The organism is Salmonella sp. 741265055_HSA (assembly GCF_046569525.1).
GTDB lineage: Bacteria > Pseudomonadota > Gammaproteobacteria > Enterobacterales > Enterobacteriaceae > Salmonella > Salmonella enterica.
The window spans coordinates 45,648-61,189 of record NZ_JBKFSQ010000007.1 but is presented as its reverse complement, the minus strand read 5'-3'; the positions used below and the strand labels follow the sequence as shown (position 1 = coordinate 61,189).

At 52.7% G+C, this 15,542-nt stretch carries 16 protein-coding genes and 2 pseudogenes; 4 read left to right on the top strand and 14 right to left on the bottom strand.

Going from position 1 to position 15,542, the window contains the following annotated elements:
• From ulaC to ulaA, 3 genes are read right to left on the bottom strand one after another with little or no spacing between them, the layout of a single operon-like run.
• On the bottom strand, nt 1-465 hold the full coding sequence (gene ulaC, locus ACLD4K_RS05920) for a PTS ascorbate transporter subunit IIA (RefSeq protein WP_183059432.1): 465 nt from the start codon (nt 463-465) through the stop codon (nt 1-3).
• 9 nt (nt 466-474) lie between these two features.
• A complete protein-coding gene (ulaB, locus tag ACLD4K_RS05915; protein WP_108476136.1) occupies nt 475-780 on the bottom strand; it encodes a PTS ascorbate transporter subunit IIB in 306 nt (101 codons plus the stop codon).
• A 12-nt stretch (nt 781-792) separates the two neighbouring features.
• Nucleotides 793-2,193 (bottom strand): PTS ascorbate transporter subunit IIC, encoded by a 1,401-nt coding sequence (ulaA, locus tag ACLD4K_RS05910; RefSeq protein ID WP_183059473.1) that lies wholly within the window; start codon nt 2,191-2,193, stop codon nt 793-795.
• 361 nt (nt 2,194-2,554) lie between these two features.
• Here ulaA and ulaG point away from each other — a divergent pair, with 361 nt between their 5' ends.
• Nucleotides 2,555-3,619, top strand: coding sequence for an L-ascorbate 6-phosphate lactonase (gene ulaG / locus ACLD4K_RS05905; RefSeq protein ID WP_000049161.1), 1,065 nt, complete (start codon nt 2,555-2,557; stop codon nt 3,617-3,619).
• A 104-nt stretch (nt 3,620-3,723) separates the two neighbouring features.
• Complete coding sequence (gene ulaR, locus ACLD4K_RS05900; protein ID WP_000133620.1) at nt 3,724-4,479, top strand: HTH-type transcriptional regulator UlaR; 756 nt, start codon at nt 3,724-3,726, stop codon at nt 4,477-4,479.
• Here the strand turns inward: ulaR and yjfP are convergent.
• Nucleotides 4,476-5,225: an esterase gene (gene yjfP / locus ACLD4K_RS05895; RefSeq protein ID WP_411011532.1), complete on the bottom strand. Its 750-nt coding sequence runs from the start codon at nt 5,223-5,225 to the stop codon at nt 4,476-4,478. The two genes, ulaR and yjfP, sit on opposite strands and share 4 nt — an antisense overlap.
• Before the next feature lie 183 nt (nt 5,226-5,408).
• Here yjfP and bsmA point away from each other — a divergent pair, with 183 nt between their 5' ends.
• Nucleotides 5,409-5,738 carry a biofilm peroxide resistance protein BsmA gene (gene bsmA, locus ACLD4K_RS05890; protein WP_000586835.1) on the top strand — a complete coding sequence of 110 codons (330 nt, stop codon included), beginning with the start codon at nt 5,409-5,411 and terminating at the stop codon, nt 5,736-5,738.
• A gap of 130 nt (nt 5,739-5,868) precedes the next feature.
• Entirely contained in the window at nt 5,869-6,144 is a 276-nt protein-coding gene (gene yjfN, locus ACLD4K_RS05885; RefSeq protein ID WP_411011531.1) for a DUF1471 family protease activator YjfN, read from the top strand.
• 44 nt (nt 6,145-6,188) lie between these two features.
• Here the strand turns inward: yjfN and ACLD4K_RS05880 are convergent, their stop codons facing one another.
• The 10 genes and pseudogenes from ACLD4K_RS05880 to rnr all read right to left on the bottom strand — a co-directional run bounded on the left by ACLD4K_RS05880 (nt 6,189) and on the right by rnr (nt 15,528).
• Nucleotides 6,189-7,811, bottom strand: a complete 1,623-nt coding sequence (locus ACLD4K_RS05880) for an isovaleryl-CoA dehydrogenase (protein ID WP_411011530.1) — start codon at nt 7,809-7,811, stop codon at nt 6,189-6,191.
• Nucleotides 7,812-7,895: 84 nt separating this feature from the next.
• Nucleotides 7,896-9,059 carry a glutathionylspermidine synthase family protein gene (locus tag ACLD4K_RS05875; RefSeq protein ID WP_000943948.1) on the bottom strand — a complete coding sequence of 388 codons (1,164 nt, stop codon included), beginning with the start codon at nt 9,057-9,059 and terminating at the stop codon, nt 7,896-7,898.
• Nucleotides 9,060-9,061: 2 nt separating this feature from the next.
• A complete protein-coding gene (locus tag ACLD4K_RS05870) occupies nt 9,062-9,700 on the bottom strand; it encodes a DUF1190 domain-containing protein (RefSeq protein ID WP_411011529.1) in 639 nt (212 codons plus the stop codon).
• A gap of 9 nt (nt 9,701-9,709) precedes the next feature.
• On the bottom strand, nt 9,710-10,108 hold the full coding sequence (locus tag ACLD4K_RS05865) for a DUF350 domain-containing protein (RefSeq protein WP_000547736.1): 399 nt from the start codon (nt 10,106-10,108) through the stop codon (nt 9,710-9,712).
• A 17-nt stretch (nt 10,109-10,125) separates the two neighbouring features.
• Nucleotides 10,126-10,808, bottom strand: a pseudogene (locus tag ACLD4K_RS05860) (YjfK family protein).
• A gap of 122 nt (nt 10,809-10,930) precedes the next feature.
• Nucleotides 10,931-11,018 (bottom strand): annotated as a pseudogene (locus ACLD4K_RS05855) (hypothetical protein); the annotation flags it as partial.
• A complete protein-coding gene (locus tag ACLD4K_RS05850) occupies nt 11,018-11,716 on the bottom strand; it encodes a PspA/IM30 family protein (protein ID WP_023195857.1) in 699 nt (232 codons plus the stop codon). The pseudogene ACLD4K_RS05855 and the gene ACLD4K_RS05850, both read right to left, overlap by 1 nt.
• Before the next feature lie 14 nt (nt 11,717-11,730).
• The gene (locus ACLD4K_RS05845; protein ID WP_411011528.1) at nt 11,731-12,135 is read right to left on the bottom strand and encodes a YjfI family protein; all 405 of its coding nucleotides are present in this window, start codon (nt 12,133-12,135) and stop codon (nt 11,731-11,733) included.
• 132 nt (nt 12,136-12,267) lie between these two features.
• The gene (gene rlmB / locus ACLD4K_RS05840; RefSeq protein ID WP_411011527.1) at nt 12,268-12,999 is read right to left on the bottom strand and encodes a 23S rRNA (guanosine(2251)-2'-O)-methyltransferase RlmB; all 732 of its coding nucleotides are present in this window, start codon (nt 12,997-12,999) and stop codon (nt 12,268-12,270) included.
• A gap of 90 nt (nt 13,000-13,089) precedes the next feature.
• Nucleotides 13,090-15,528, bottom strand: coding sequence for a ribonuclease R (gene rnr, locus ACLD4K_RS05835; protein ID WP_411011526.1), 2,439 nt, complete (start codon nt 15,526-15,528; stop codon nt 13,090-13,092).
• Between the last annotated feature and the right edge of the window lie 14 nt (nt 15,529-15,542).

Sequence of the window (15,542 nt, the reverse complement as noted above, 5' to 3'; positions counted from 1 at the left end):
TTAAGACGCCGCACTGGTGCGGTCAATTAAATCCAGGACTTCCTGCTCGGTGCGGCAGGCGCGTAAACGGTCAAAATTGGCTTCATCTTCAAACAGGTTGACGATCTGCATGATGCCCACTTCCTGATGGGTATTGGCGTCTACTGCCGCCATGGTGATCAGAATATCGACCGGGTCGTTATCTTCGTGATTAAACTCCAGCGGCTTTTTCAGGGTCACCAGAGAAAAACCGGTTTTCTTGACCCCTTCTTCCGGGCGACCATGCGGCATCGCCAGGCCTGGGGCAATCACAAAATAGGGGCCAAACTGCTCAACGCCATCGAGAATGGCCTGGTAATAGCGCGGCTCTACCACATCGGCAGCCACCAGTAAATCGACGCCGATCTTGACGGCTTCCTGCCAGGTATTCGCTTCAGCCTGCAGGCGGATAGAATTATTCTCCGCCAGTGAATCACGTAATTTCATGTTGCATCCTTACTTCACGTCTTGCGGGAAATGTTCTTTGATCACTTCCAGCAGTTTCGGGCCAAAATCCGCAGGCGACAGCATGTTGCGCACGCCAACCACATATTTGTTGCCGGTCACGCTGATTTCGCCTGCAATGTGTGTGGAAGCGATGATGATGTCCGCGCCGTTCAGCTCACTTTTGTATTCCCCTACCGCGCAGCTGTTTACCGTGTGGTCGATATTGGATTGGGTTAAAAACTGATCCACTTTCATTTTCATGATCATGGAACTGCCCTGCCCGTTGCCACATACAGCCAGAATACGTACGGTCATAATCCAAACTCCTTATTGAGCAGAAACTTCTGCCAGTTGTTTTTCTGCATCCTCTTCAGCACGCAGCGCGCGTCCTGCGAAGATCATATAAACCAGTGCGATGACAATGATGACGGCCATAAAAGCGATGCCGAGGGAGAAGATGCCCTGCATCATCGGCGGTGCCAGAATCGACCAGTCCGCCATACCCATCCAGGCGCTCATCCCCGTGAGTTTCACCGCCCAGACGCAACCAAAGATTTCGATCATGCCCATCACCAGACAAATCTTCAGCGCCGCACGCCAGCCGCCGAAGTGGTTAGCGAACACGCCGATAGTGGCGTTAGAGAAGAACATCGGGATAAAGCCAGGAATAATCAGGATCGAGGAGCCGCAGGCAACCAGGATGCCAACCGCAATCAACTGGCCGATGGTGCCCCACATAAAGCCCCAGACCACCGCGTTCGGCGCGAAGCTATAAATAGCCGCACAGTCAATCGCCAGTACTGCGCCCGGAATCAGACGCTGGGAGATACCGTTAAAGGCCTCAGAGAGTTCTGCCACAAACATACGCACGCCCTGGGTGATGATGAAGATCGCCACCGCAAAGGAGAAACCGGTTTGCAGGATATAGATTGTCCAGTGGGTTTTACCCGCCATCGCCTGTACGGTATCGATACCGAAGGAGAGCAGAATGGCACCAAAGAAAATGGTCATTACAATCGCCGTGGAGACGATGTTGTCGTGGAAAATGTTCAGCCAGCCCGGCAGTTTGAGATCTTCAACACTTTCCTCTTTTTTGCCCAGGAACGGCGCGACTTTATAGGCAATCCAGGAAGCAAATTGCTGCTGGTGGCCAATAGAGAAACCGCAGCCGTCCGTCACTTCCTGAGTCGGCTTGTACATCATGTTGGAGGTAATACCCCAGTACAGGGAAACCAGTATCGCCGTGCAGATAATGGTGGTCCACATGGAATAGCCGAAGATATAGAAAGAGACCGCAATCAGCCCCGCCTGCTGGAACATGATGTGTCCGGTCAACATGATGGTGCGAATACCGGTAATGCGTCGCAACAAGACGTAACAAATATTCAGCGCCAGCGCGAGCAACACCGCGTAGCCTACCCAACTATACGCATCACCCATCCGTTCGATCGTTGCCATCATCGAAGCATAGGTATCGGAAATCGCGCCGTTGATGCCGTAGACCTCAGACATTTTCGCCACCACCGGTTTAAAGGTGCTGGTCAGAATGCCGGACCCGGCCTGTAGCAGCATGAAGCCAATGATGGTTTTGATCGTCCCTTTGATGATCACGCTGACGCTTTTGCGCAGCAGGATATAGCCCAGGCAGGTCACAATACCCAGTAATAGCGGGGCATTGGTCATTACCTGATTAAAGAAAATGGTAAAGATGTTGTAGAGGATCTCCATAACGATCTCCGGTAGACGAGTTTGCTGAGTCACAGGCGCTCAGGATAATGTCCCTTCACTGTAATTTTCAAAAGTAATCACAACAAGATTGAATTTGATTAAATGTGACGTAGCGCGCAAATAATTAGCGCACTTAATACATGGTTTACTTATAGGTAACTCATTTTTTCATTAAATAAGTAAAATCATAAAGATGACCACATCCCCATGACGCCAGGCAAGATTAAATTTTCTCCTGACTGCGTTATCCCCTGCCAAAAAGTCAAAAAATAGCCCATTGCCTTCTTGAGAAAATAGTGTCAGGATTAATCAAAACAAATCACGTTTTGAACCATTTTGAACAAACATGAAGGTAAATGCGATGAGTAAAGTACAAAGCATCACGCGTGAATCATGGATTCTGAGCACGTTTCCGGAGTGGGGAAGCTGGCTGAACGAAGAGATTGAACAAGAGCAGGTCGCGCCGGGTACGTTCGCCATGTGGTGGCTGGGCTGTACCGGTATCTGGCTAAAATCTGAAGGCGGCACTAACGTATGCGTCGATTTCTGGTGCGGTACCGGTAAACAGAGCCACGGTAATCCGTTGATGAAAACCGGCCATCAGATGCAGCGTATGGCTGGCGTCAAAAAATTACAGCCTAACCTGCGCACCACGCCGTTTGTTCTCGATCCTTTCGCTATCCGTCAGATTGACGCCGTACTGGCGACCCACGACCATAACGATCACATTGACGTCAATGTCGCGGCTGCCGTAATGCAGAATTGCGCCGATGATGTTCCGTTTATCGGCCCGCAGACCTGCGTGGATTTATGGGTTGGCTGGGGCGTGCCGAAAGAACGCTGCATCGTGGTAAAACCGGGCGATGTCGTGAAAGTGAAAGATATTGAAATTCATGCGCTTGATGCCTTTGACCGCACCGCATTAATCACCCTGCCCGCCGATCAGAAAGCCGCTGGCGTACTGCCGGACGGCATGGATGTACGCGCGGTTAACTATCTGTTTAAAACGCCGGGCGGCAATCTCTATCACAGCGGCGATTCTCACTATTCCAACTATTACGCGAAACACGGCAACGAACATCAAATTGATGTCGCGCTTGGTTCTTATGGCGAAAACCCGCGCGGTATTACGGACAAAATGACCAGCGCGGATATTTTACGCATGGCGGAATCGCTGAATACCAAAGTGGTGATCCCGTTCCATCACGATATCTGGTCGAACTTCCAGGCCGATCCGCAGGAGATCCGCGTGCTATGGGAAATGAAGAAAGATCGCCTGAAGTATGGTTTTAAACCGTTTATCTGGCAGGTTGGCGGCAAGTTTACCTGGCCGCTGGATAAAGACAATTTCGAATACCACTATCCGCGTGGGTTTGACGATTGCTTTACCATTGAACCCGATCTACCGTTCAAATCCTTCCTGTGAGTCGATATCATGCCGGGATTACCCGGCATTTTTTCCATTTACTTTAGTATTTCCAGGCTATTTCAAATATCATCTTTTCAAATCAATTTGTATCGGAATAGCTCATGACTGAAGCACAAAGACATCAAATACTGCTGGATATGCTGGCACAGTTGGGCTTTGTTACCGTCGAAAACGTGATTGAGCGTCTGGGGATCTCCCCGGCGACAGCGCGCCGCGACATCAACAAGCTCGACGAAAGCGGGAAACTTAAAAAAGTGCGCAACGGCGCAGAGGCCATTACCCAACAGCGGCCCCGCTGGACGCCGATGAATCTGCACCAGGCGCAAAACCACGATGAAAAAGTACGCATCGCGAAAGCGGCGTCGCAGCTGGTAAACCCGGGTGAAAGCGTAGTGATTAACTGCGGCTCCACCGCTTTCCTGCTGGGGCGCGAAATGTGCGGGAAGCCGGTACAGATCATTACCAACTATCTGCCGCTGGCGAATTATCTGATCGATCAAGAGCATGAAAGCGTGATTATCATGGGGGGTCAGTACAACAAAAGCCAGTCGATTACCCTGAGCCCGCAGGGAAGTGAAAACAGTCTCTATGCGGGCCACTGGATGTTTACCAGCGGAAAGGGCTTAACCGCGGATGGCCTGTACAAGACCGATATGCTAACCGCCATGGCGGAACAAAAAATGCTCAGCGTCGTCGGGAAACTGGTCGCGCTGGTCGATAGCAGTAAAATTGGCGAGCGCGCGGGAATGCTGTTCAGCCGCGCCGATCAGATCGCTATGCTGATTACCGGCAAAAATGCCAATCCGCAGGTTTTGCAACAGCTTGAAGCCCAGGGTGTAAGCATACTCCGCGTTTAAAGATGCTGTCGGAAAAACGCTACCGTCGCCGACAACGCTTCTGGCGTAATGCGATGCCGCACGCCTGCGGCCCATAAACAGGTCACATGCTTATCCAGCTTCGCCCCGGCGAGTGCCTGCTGGAGCCGAAAGGTTTCGATAGCAGGCACCACGTCATCCTCCTGACCATGCCACAACAGAAGCGGCCTGTCGGCCAGTCGCTCTAACTGGTGTGTGACTTCCCATTCACGTAGCGGCGCGATGATATTGTCGAATTCCTCCTGCTGTGCCGGGTTCTGCGGGGATAACGGCGGGAAAAGCGTCCGGGCGAGCCCGGTAAAATAGCCCGACCCCATTAAACTGGCCCCGCATTTTACCTCACGGTGACGCGTCATAATACCCAGCGCCGTCATACCGCCCATGGATGCGCCGCCCACCGCCAACCGCCCGTCAAGTAGCCAGTTTTCCGCCTGAATCGCCGCACGTAACGTCGTAAATTCCTGCATGTTTTGGTGCAGAATCTGCCAGAATCGATATATCCGTCCCTGTGAGTCGCCGCCGAAGCGAGCGCCATGCTCCGGCGCATCCGGCATGACTACCCGGAATCCTGCCTGTGCCAGGGCAACGGCAAAATAACTATAAACCAGGCTGGAGGAGGTGAAGCCATGATAGAACACCACACAGGGAAGCGGCACGGCGCGTTTCCCTTCCGGGAAGGCATGTAGTACGGCACCTCCGGCTAATTGTCGTGTTTCAATCGCTATCATTATTCTCTCCTTTTTATCCGGTATGCCACGGAGAAATACTTAACGCAAGTTTATGGATAGCGCAATAATTCATAATGTTTGAGAACTGGGTTACGCTTTCACAACGTTTTCATTCGAAAATCGCGTGACAGGTAACACTTCGGGAACATTCCCCCTAAAGGGAAATCAATAAGGCATTACACTATGATTATCAGGAAACGAGATAGAGTTATGCGTCGGTTTGCTTCATTGATAGCAGCACTGTTATTAAGCGCGTGTAGCGTGCTGCAGGGTACGCCGCAACCTGCACCGCCTGTCGCCGATCACCCGCAGGAAATCCGTCGCGATCAAACGCAAGGACTACAGCGGATGGGGACCGTAAGCGCGCTGGTTCGGGGTTCCCCGGATGATGCAATAGATGAAATCAGAGCGAAAGCCGCCGCTGCGAAAGCCGATTATTACGTTATCTTAATGGTTGATGAAACGGTTGTAACCGGCCAGTGGTATTCACAAGCCATTTTGTATCGTCAATAACAGTAGATTGATTTTTAGTCAGTTTTACATTGCTTTGCGCCCCTATGCGTTTACCTGTGCACAATAAACAAACAGGTTTACCGTGATGGAGCGTCCTGTTAAATGCGGGGTATGTAATAAGGAGCTGACGATGAAACAAGAACTTGCCTTATCCTCACTGTTGCTTTCTGCCGGACTGGTGAGTACGGCGGCACAGTCTGCCGAATTCGCCAGTGCTGACTGTGTAACGGGTCTGAATGAAATCGGCCTGATCTCGGTCAGTAATGTTGCAGGAAACCCACAGGATGTAGAGCGGATTATCGCCCTGAAAGCCGATGAACAGGGTGCGTCCTGGTACAGAATTATTCAAATGTATGAAGAACAACAGTCGGATAACTGGCGCGTACAGGCGATACTCTATGCCTGATGCCGCGAGGCTCGCGCCGAATGGCATGTACTACAGGCCAAACGTTACCGCAGCCCCCCGGTCGCCCTTAGCAGTAAATCATTTTGCACCTGGGCAGGCAGCGGCATTTCGCCGCGTGTATCCAGCATCATCTGACACCACGCTTGCGCCAGCGGCGGCGAGGCATGACGCAGCATTTCCGCTCCGCATCCCAGCAGGAAAAGCTGCTGCGTAATCTCTCTGCCCATTGCTTCGTCCGGTTTGCGTAAACGTTGCTGTAGCTGACGTACCGCGCGGTCGTAATGGCGATCCTGACCTTTGACTTCCGCAAAAGCTTCACTCAATACGTCATAGACGCCGTGTTGTTTTATCAGCACCCGCAGTACATCCAGACACATGATATTGCCGGAACCTTCCCAGATACTGTTCACCGGCATTTCACGGTACAGGCGCGGGAGTTCGCTCTCTTCGCAATACCCCATCCCGCCGAGAACCTCCATCGCCTCAGCCACAAAAGGGATTCCCTGCTTACAGATGGCGAATTTCGCCGCTGGCGTGAATAATCGCGCCCACAATGCCTCTTTCGCCTCGCGACGTTGCTCCCAGGCGCGCGCCAGCCGAAACAAAAGCGCCGTCTGCCCCTCCAGGCATAGCGCCATACGACTTAAGGTTTGTCGCATCAACGGTTGTTCGATCAGCGGCTTACCAAAAGCCTGACGCTGATGAGCATGGTAAATTGCGACTGAAAACGCACGCCGCATTAAGCCATGACTCCCGAGCGCGCAGTCAAGACGCGTCATACCGCCCATCTTTAAGATATGCCGAATCCCTTCGCCCTCTTCTCCCAGCCGCCAGCCGACGGTATCCTGAAACTCGACCTCGGCGCTGGCATTAGATCGATTACCGAGTTTATCTTTCAGGCGCTCAAGACGAACAGAGTTCCGTTGCCCGTCTGGCAGGAAACGCGGCACAAAGAAACAGGATAGTCCTCCTTTTGCCTGCGCCAGCACGAGGTGCGCATCACTTTGCGGCACAGAGAAAAACCATTTATGTCCCACCAGCCGATATGAATCATCCGCCAGCCGCTCCGCGTGGGTCGTATTACTGAGTACGTCAGATCCGCCCTGCTTTTCCGTCATTCCCATGCCGATAAGCAGTCCCCGTTTTTGCCCGCCCGGCAGCAAATGCGAATCGTAACGATCGCTGCGCAGCGGCGCCAGCCAGTCATGGAAAGTGGCGGGAAGCATCTGCAATAGCAACGGCGTCGCGGCAAAGGTCATCGTGACAGGACAGAGTGTCCCCGCTTCTACCTGAGCATGTAATACAAAACGCGCCGCCCGGGCGACAAAACTTCCCGCCCTTGCCTCGTCCTCCCAGGCCAGGTTATGTACCCGATTAGCGCAAAGCCCCTGCATCAACAAGTGCCAGGCGGGATGAAAGCGAACGTCATCCAGACGCTGTCCCTGGGGATCGTAACGCAGCAACTCAGGAGGATACGCGTTCGCCAGACGCCCCAGTTCCAGTGATTCCGCCGTTCCCAGTTGTTGGCCAATGCTGGCGAGAAGATCGCTATCCCATCCCGCTCCTTCCCGGGAAACCGCTTCACACAGCGCGCCATCAGACAGGAATAAGTTACTGTTATTGAGCGGAGCTGGTTGATTAAAGACGGTATGTGTTTGCCAGGACATGGTGTCTCCCTCCTTCAATGGCGCTGAAGTCAAGTATGGTCATGACCGCGCCATTGACGCCGGAGCAAGATCACAAAAGTATGATTAACCGGCAATATAATGTGGGACGAAACGGGAAGTATCTTTGGTAATTAGCGTATTGTCCTCGCGAATCCCCATTCCGGAGGCTTCATCGTCAATGATCCAACTGCCAATCAGCGTATAGCTATCGCCAAAGCGCGGCAAAGGCTGAAACGCCTGGTAAATCATCGGCTCGTCAGCGTAGTCGCCGTCGGCATGATCGATAACATTTTGCCGCTCGTCAAAAATCGTGACGTTGCCGCCTTCACGTGAATAAATCGGCTTCCGTACGCTGCTTTCACCTGGCGCTGCGAGCGACTTTTCTCCCTCAAACCAGGCCGGCAGAAGATTCGGATGGCCAGGGAAAAAGCGCCACAATAACGGCAACAGCCCTTTGTTACTCAGAATACTTTTCCACAATGGCTCAATCCATTGCTCACGCCGTTTTCGCAACAGCGGGCCGTTGTCGTCGCGCATCATCCATTCCAGCGGGTAGAGCTTAAAGGCGCGGCGAATCACGTTATCGTCCAGATCGGTCAGCACGCCGCCTACGCCAAGCCCCAGTTCTTCAATATAGATAAATCGCGTTTCCTGGCCCGCCTGCTGCGCGCAATCCTGAAGGTACAGCACCGTCGTGCGATCTTCGTCGGTATCTTCACAACAGCAAAAGTAGAGCGGTTCCCGACTGTACAGCTCGCTGAAGCGGGCGATCAGCCGCTCCTGTATCGCGTTGTATTGATCGGCATCACGCGGGATGGCGCCACTACGACGGGCATCCTCCAGCCATAGCCATTGAAAGTAGGAGGACTCATAGAGCGACGTCGGCGTATCCGCGTTGTATTCCAGCAATTTAACCGGATCTTTGCCGCACCAGACGAAATCCATCCGCCCGTAAAGCGAAGGATCGCGGCTGCGCCAACTTTCGGCGATGACATCCCAGTACAATGGCGGGATCGCCAACTGCTGCATGATCTGCTCATCCCGGACGGCCCGCTCGACAACCTCCAGACACATTTGATGAAGCTCTGCGGTCGGTTTTTCGATCTGTTCTTCAATTTGCCGTAATGTAAAACGGTAGGCCCGGCTTTCATCCCAGTAAATTTCGTTATCGATAACATGAAAGTCAAAACCGTGATCGCAGGCGATCTTATCCAGATCCCGGCGTACCGGTACGTTGTGTCGTAGCATGGTTAGCCTCCCCAGTGCCCGCGGGCGCTGGAAGAACGGCCATAGCCGCCGCGGGAGACGGTGGACGCTTTCCGTGTCGTATAACCAGGGCTGGTCGCGGTATCGCTTTTCCCTGTGCCGCTGCGCCACGCATAGTCGCCGGACGTAGTGCGCCAAACGGGACGGGAGGCGTAGGATGAACCGCCGCTGCTATAGATGTATTGTTCGTCACGGTTCTGGCGAATCGCGCGGCTGAGCAAAAAGCCGCTTAATACCGGAACCCAACTCCGATCGATGCTATCAAAGTAGCAAGCGCCAAACTGCGACTGACAGCTCTCCTGCGTCAATTGCTTAGGCACATTCGCGTAAAATTCTGTTTTCGCGTTATTCCAGCCGTCAGCGCAAACGCTGGCGCTATTGCCATCGTCGATACAGTCGTTCACCGTGGCGTAAAACGTCCCATCGCCGTCGTTGTCAGTATTGCCGCCATCACCGCACCCTTTCAGGAGAAAAAAGGCCGCTCCGCCCATAATCGCCAGCGTCAGGCATTTTGGCGTGTAGCGATTTCGTTGCCGCTCAAAGGGATTAACCGGTTCGGCTATCCGTCTTATTGCCGAATGGCCTACGCCGGATGTTCTTCTGGATTTTCGTTTTTTTGCCATGATCTTCCGTTACCATGTCATACAGGCAGCGTTAAAAATACCGCCAGCCAGCGCTGCGGTTCCCATAAATAGCCCCGCCGCCACGTTGTGATGAATAATTTTTTCGCTCAGCGTAGGCATGTATAACCTTACGCAGCCATAAATCAGCAGTTGAATCACCAGCGCAATGCCGCCCCAGGCAAAATAGTCCGGGATGCTGACCGAGTTTATCGCCGCGCTGGATAAGGGGATGACATAGCCCAGCAACGTACCGCTAAAGGCCAGCGATGCCGCAGTATTGTTATTTTTTATCAACTGCCATTCATTATGCGGCGTTATCTTTGAGTAAATAAAAAGAAATGCAATGACCATTGCCGCGCCAATAAAAAAATAGGCGCAGAAAGCCAGTAATGCGTCCAGTATATGCATAATTTCCCTGTATGTGCTTAACCAATAACCGTCAGTGAAGTGAGCGGGATATCCACGCCGAGGGCGCGTGAAAACACCCATTCAGGCTCACCGCGCTCGTTAAATGATTCTTCCCCGTTCAATAAAAGATACTCCCAGGCGTCGTCCGTCACCTGGCGCTGGAAGCCCATCGTAAAATTGTGAACGTCCCATTTCTCTGGCTGCTGATTTTCAACCTTTTCCAGCATATAGACAGGTTCAATATTGCCCGGCTCTTCATGGTTAAAAAAGCGCTGCCAGCGCCGTTCTTGCCAGTTGAGCGTCATCGGCCCTATTGCCGCTGGCGCAATGGCTGAACGCCAGTGACGTTCCTCGTTAATACCGAAACTTTCCTCATATACAAAAAGTTTGATGTCATCAATGTCGTCAACATCCGTGCCGCCAGTGGTGTTAATTTGTAGAAACTCATCGCCAGAGGTGTAGTAGCGAAAAATCTGACTACCGCCGCCTAAATCTATGCGACTCGCTGCCGCGACAGTGTATTTTTCACCCGGTAGCTCCACCAGCAACGACGACTCCAGTAGCCGGAATGCCAGCGTATCCAGCGTGAAACCGGCGTTAAGATGTAATCCTAATGGTCCGCGAATCGGCGCTGGCGCGCTTGTTTTACCGAGCAAACGCTGAAAAAATTGCATCATAGGGGACCTCTATCTCTTGCCATGCGACCTCTTCAGCCAGAATGCGATTGTCGTTGAGCATAATGCCATTTGAGATCGCGCATTCATGTGCCGTCTCGTATGAAAGCGACGAAGCTCAGCACGGTAGCGCGCTTTCGCGCTACCGATAACAAAGCAGATACTGCCCGATAAACAAGCCAGGTCAGTCTGGAAAAATGCCGCTGGCAGGTTTTGACCACCCACGTAAAGAGCATTACTCGCCTTGTTGACGCTGCAAGCGCGCCAGCACATCCTGGGCGCAGCTTTTGTTGGTTGCGCCAATACCGGCCTGCGCCAGTTTTTCGTCCAGGTCGCGTCCATCGGCGACTTTTTCCAGCTGCGCGGCGGCATCCAGCCGGGCCTGGCGCTCAGCCTGCCGCGTTTGTAAACGTTTAAGCGACTCCGCCGCCGTAGACACATTCGACGCGGCTCCGACGGTCGAGGTCGTCACCGCCTGCTGCGCGCGCTGCATGGCTTCTGTCGCCTTAACCACTTCAAGTTGCTGCTCAAACTGCGCAATCCGCTGGCCTGTCGCCGTTACTGCCTTTTCCACCGCATCGCGAGAGGCTTCCAGATTAGTCAGCACCTGTTCTTCGGCAAGAATGGCATTTTCCAGACGGGCTATCTCTTCCGCCACTTCGTTGAGTAAAGCGGCGTCGACATTCTTACTCATTGCCGCCAACGCCCGCGTTTCAAGGCTGGCTTTACGCTCACGTAAATCATTCAGCTTGTCATGACTTAGCTTCACTCGCGCCAATAAATCCACTCTGGATTTACCCGCTTTATCCAGCTCGGCTTTTGCGTCGCGAATATGCTGCTCCAGCATACGTACACCCTGTGCTTCATCAATGGCTTCTTCTGCCTGAGCAACGAATGATTTACCTAACGTGAACAAACTTTTTAAAATTCCCATGTAAGCCGCCTGTATTATTCCTGTGAATAGACTTGTGTTATTTCAGCGATATCCAACGCATTTTCTACAAGCGTGGTGATTTCCAGCGTCACGTCGGCAAGCGACGAATTTAACGACAACGCGCCAAAAGCGACATAATATTCCTCCTGTTTTACCTGGGTAATACCGACCGAAGACAGCGGTAAAACCTTCTGATTTCTCAGTAAGAAAAGATTAAATTCCGCGGTATCTTTAATCGTATTTACCGGACATATATAAGTCTCGATAACTATTTGTTGCGAGGTAAATAAAACCGTCAGTGGTAAATCACCATAATCATTCATTTTTATTATTAATGAAGATTCATTATTTTCTATATCAATATATAATTCGGCGATGTTGTTTAATGCATCCGCCAGCGTCCGTGGAGTCCATGCCATATTTTTATCTCTATCTCATTTTTATAAATAAAAGAAATTACAGGGTAGGTTTTGCTTTTTATATTACCAGCCAAAGATAAAAAAAAACCATCCGATTATGGATGGTTATTTTCTTAAAAAATACTATTAGCGTCAGGTGCGCTGGCGAACGGCTTCAAACAGACAAACCCCGGTCGCAACAGAGACATTCAGCGACGACACGCTACCGGCCATAGGAATGCTGATCAGCTCATCGCAGTGCTCACGGGTCAGACGACGCATACCTTCACCTTCTGCGCCCATGACCAGCGCCATGCGGCCAAGCATTTTGCTCTGATACAGCGTATGGTCAGCCTCGCCCGCCGTCCCGACAATCCAGATATTCTCTTCCTGCAACATGCGCATCGTGCGCGCCAGGTTGGTGACGCGGATCAACGGCACGCTTTCCGCTGCGCCGCAGGCGACTTTCTTCGCCGTCGCGTTAAGTTGCGCGGAGCGGTCTTTCGGCACGATTACCGCATGTACGCCTGCGGCATCGGCGCTGCGCAGACAGGCGCCAAGATTATGCGGATCGGTGACGCCATCGAGGATCAACAAAAAAGGGCGATCGTGTAATGCGATCAGATCCGGCAGATCGTTTTCCTGATACTGCCGGCCTGGTTTCACGCGAGCGATAATGCCCTGATGCACGGCACCGTCGCTTTTCTCGTCGAGATATTGGCGGTTTGCCAGCTGGATAACCACGCCCTGGGACTCAAGGGCGTGAATCAGCGGCAACAGACGTTTATCTTCACGGCCTTTTAAAATAAAGACTTCCTGAAAACGTTCAGGGGCGCGCTCCAGCAGGGCCTGCACTGCGTGGATGCCGTAAATCATTTCGCTCATTAATGTACTCATTGTTTACGTTTTGCCGGGGGCGCTACGCTTGCCCGGCCTACAGATAATTCACCCTCTTCTGTTTGAAGAGGGTATTGCTCACTCTGCCGCTTTTTTCTTCGCCGCACGCTTCGCTTTGGTCGCTACGGCTATTTTCTGCGTTTTAGCCGATGGCTTTTTTGCTTTTCTCGCGTCTTTTTTCGCTGCTTTCGGCTTCGCTTTTTTCTCGCCGCGGAAGGCGCTATCAGGCTCGAAGTTAACTTTTTTACCTACCTGACGACGTTTACCGGCGTTTTTACTTTCACCTTTTTTCGCTTTTTCACGCGCCGTTTTGCCGACGTTACGCGGTGCGCGCTCGCTGGAGATCAGGCTAAAGTCAATTTTCCGTTCGTCCATATTCACCGCTTCGACGCGTACCTCGACCCGGTCGCCCAGGCGATATGTCTGCCCGCCGGACTCGCCAATCAGACGTTGCCCTACCTGATCGAAGCGATAGTAATCGTTATCCAGTGAGGAAACGTGTACCAGCCCATCGATAAACAGTTCATCAAGACGGACAAAGAAGCCGAAACCGGTGACGCTGGCAATCACGCCCTTAAAGACGTTGCCTACCTGATCCAGCATAAAGTCACATTTCAGCCAGTCGGAGACATCACGCGTCGCTTCATCAGCGCGGCGTTCCGCCATCGAACAGTGCTGGCCGAGCTGCAACATCTCTTCCATCGAGTAGTGATAACCGCCCGTTTCTGTGGTGTTGCCCTTATTCCCTTGCTCTTTCGCCAGCAGGTACTTAATGGCGCGGTGCAAAGAAAGATCCGGATAGCGGCGAATCGGCGAGGTAAAGTGTGCATAAGACTGCAACGCCAGGCCAAAGTGCCCGCGGTTTTCCGGATCGTAAATCGCCTGCTTCATTGAACGCAGCAGCATAGTTTGCAGCATTTCGGCGTCCGGCCGGTCGGCAATCGATTCAAGCAGTTCGGCATAATCGCGCGGTTCCGGTTTATTTCCGCCCGGCAGCTCCAACCCCAGCTCCGCCAGTACGGAGCGGAATGAGGTGATCGCTTCGGTGGTGGGCTTATCATGAATACGGAACAGCGCCGGCTCTTTAGCTTTTTCGACAAAGCGCGCCGCCGAGATATTCGCCATGATCATGCACTCTTCGATAAGCTTATGCGCGTCATTACGCTGGGTCTGTTCGATACGCTCAATGCGACGATCGGCGTTAAAGATAAACTTCGCCTCTTCGCTCTCAAACGAGATCCCCCCGCGCTCTTCACGCGCTTTATCCAGCACTTTGTAAAGGTTGTGCAGCTCTTCAATATGCTTCACCAGCGGCGCATATTGTTCACGCAGATCCTGATCGCCCTGCAGCATATGCCAGACTTTGGTATAGGTCAGACGCGCATGGGAGCTCATCACCGCTTCATAGAATTTGTAGCCGGTCAGCCGACCTTTCGCCGAGATGGTCATTTCACAGACCATACACAGCCTGTCAACCTGCGGGTTTAGCGAACACAGGCCGTTGGAGAGCACCTCCGGCAACATTGGGACAACCTGTGACGGGAAGTAAACCGACGTACCGCGATTGCGCGCCTCGCGATCCAGCGGCGTTGGCGGCCGTACATAATAGCTCACGTCAGCAATAGCGACCCACAAACGCCAACCGCCGCCGCGTTTTTTCTCACAGTAAACCGCGTCGTCAAAGTCACGGGCATCTTCGCCATCAATCGTGACCAGCGGCAAATCGCGCAGATCGATACGACCGACTTTCGCCTCTTCCGGCACCTCTTCTTTCAGCCCGGCGACCTGCTGCTCTACCGCCTGCGGCCAGATGTAAGGTATTTCATGGGTACGCAGCGCCATATCAACCGCCATACCGGTGCCCATATTGTCGCCCAGCACTTCGACGATTTTCCCTACCGCTTTAGTACGGCGAGTTGGACGTTGGGTCAGTTCAACCACGACCACGAACCCCATCCGCGCGCCCATGACGTCTTCTGGCGGGATAAGAATGTCGAAGCTGAGACGGCTGTCGTCCGGCACGACAAAGCCGACGCCCGCATCGGTGAAATAACGCCCGACTATCTGACTGGTTTTCGGTACCAGTACACGGACGATACGCGCTTCGCGGCGACCTTTACGATCGGCGCCCAGCGGCTGCGCCAGCACCTGATCGCCATGAATACAGGTTTTCATCTGCTCGCTGGAAAGGTACAGATCGTCTTTGCGGCCTTCGACACGTAAGAAACCGTAACCGTCACGATGACCGATCACGGTGCCTTTCACCAGGTCGAGGCGTTCCGGCAGCGCATAGCACTGGCGGCGGGTAAAGACCAGTTGTCCGTCGCGCTCCATCGCGCGCAGGCGGCGACGCAAGGCTTCAAGCTGCTCTTCGCCTTCAATATTCAGTTCTACGGCCAGTTCTTCGCGACTGGCCGGTTTTTCACGTTTCGTTAAATGTTCGAGGATAAATTCCCGGCTCGGGATAGGATTCGCGTATTTTTCTGCTTCGCGTTCCTGGAAAGGATCTTGTGACATTGAGGTTCCTCCAT

Bases quoted from the DNA above. Each gene is read 5' to 3' on its own strand.
- ACLD4K_RS05865 (WP_000547736.1), bottom strand. From the start codon at position 10,108: ATGCATATACTGGACGCATTACTGGCTTTCTGCGCCTATTTTTTTATT.
- ACLD4K_RS05850 (WP_023195857.1), bottom strand. From the start codon at position 11,716: ATGGGAATTTTAAAAAGTTTGTTCACGTTAGGTAAATCATTCGTTGCT.
- ulaG (WP_000049161.1), top strand. From the start codon at position 2,555: ATGAGTAAAGTACAAAGCATCACGCGTGAATCATGGATTCTGAGCACG.
- rlmB (WP_411011527.1), bottom strand. From the start codon at position 12,999: ATGAGCGAAATGATTTACGGCATCCACGCAGTGCAGGCCCTGCTGGAG.
- ulaB (WP_108476136.1), bottom strand. From the start codon at position 780: ATGACCGTACGTATTCTGGCTGTATGTGGCAACGGGCAGGGCAGTTCC.
- ACLD4K_RS05880 (WP_411011530.1), bottom strand. From the start codon at position 7,811: ATGTCCTGGCAAACACATACCGTCTTTAATCAACCAGCTCCGCTCAAT.
- rnr (WP_411011526.1), bottom strand. From the start codon at position 15,528: ATGTCACAAGATCCTTTCCAGGAACGCGAAGCAGAAAAATACGCGAAT.
- ACLD4K_RS05875 (WP_000943948.1), bottom strand. From the start codon at position 9,059: ATGCTACGACACAACGTACCGGTACGCCGGGATCTGGATAAGATCGCC.
- ulaC (WP_183059432.1), bottom strand. From the start codon at position 465: ATGAAATTACGTGATTCACTGGCGGAGAATAATTCTATCCGCCTGCAG.
- ACLD4K_RS05845 (WP_411011528.1), bottom strand. From the start codon at position 12,135: ATGGCATGGACTCCACGGACGCTGGCGGATGCATTAAACAACATCGCC.
- yjfP (WP_411011532.1), bottom strand. From the start codon at position 5,225: ATGATAGCGATTGAAACACGACAATTAGCCGGAGGTGCCGTACTACAT.
- bsmA (WP_000586835.1), top strand. From the start codon at position 5,409: ATGATTATCAGGAAACGAGATAGAGTTATGCGTCGGTTTGCTTCATTG.
- ulaR (WP_000133620.1), top strand. From the start codon at position 3,724: ATGACTGAAGCACAAAGACATCAAATACTGCTGGATATGCTGGCACAG.
- ACLD4K_RS05870 (WP_411011529.1), bottom strand. From the start codon at position 9,700: ATGGCAAAAAAACGAAAATCCAGAAGAACATCCGGCGTAGGCCATTCG.
- yjfN (WP_411011531.1), top strand. From the start codon at position 5,869: ATGAAACAAGAACTTGCCTTATCCTCACTGTTGCTTTCTGCCGGACTG.
- ulaA (WP_183059473.1), bottom strand. From the start codon at position 2,193: ATGGAGATCCTCTACAACATCTTTACCATTTTCTTTAATCAGGTAATG.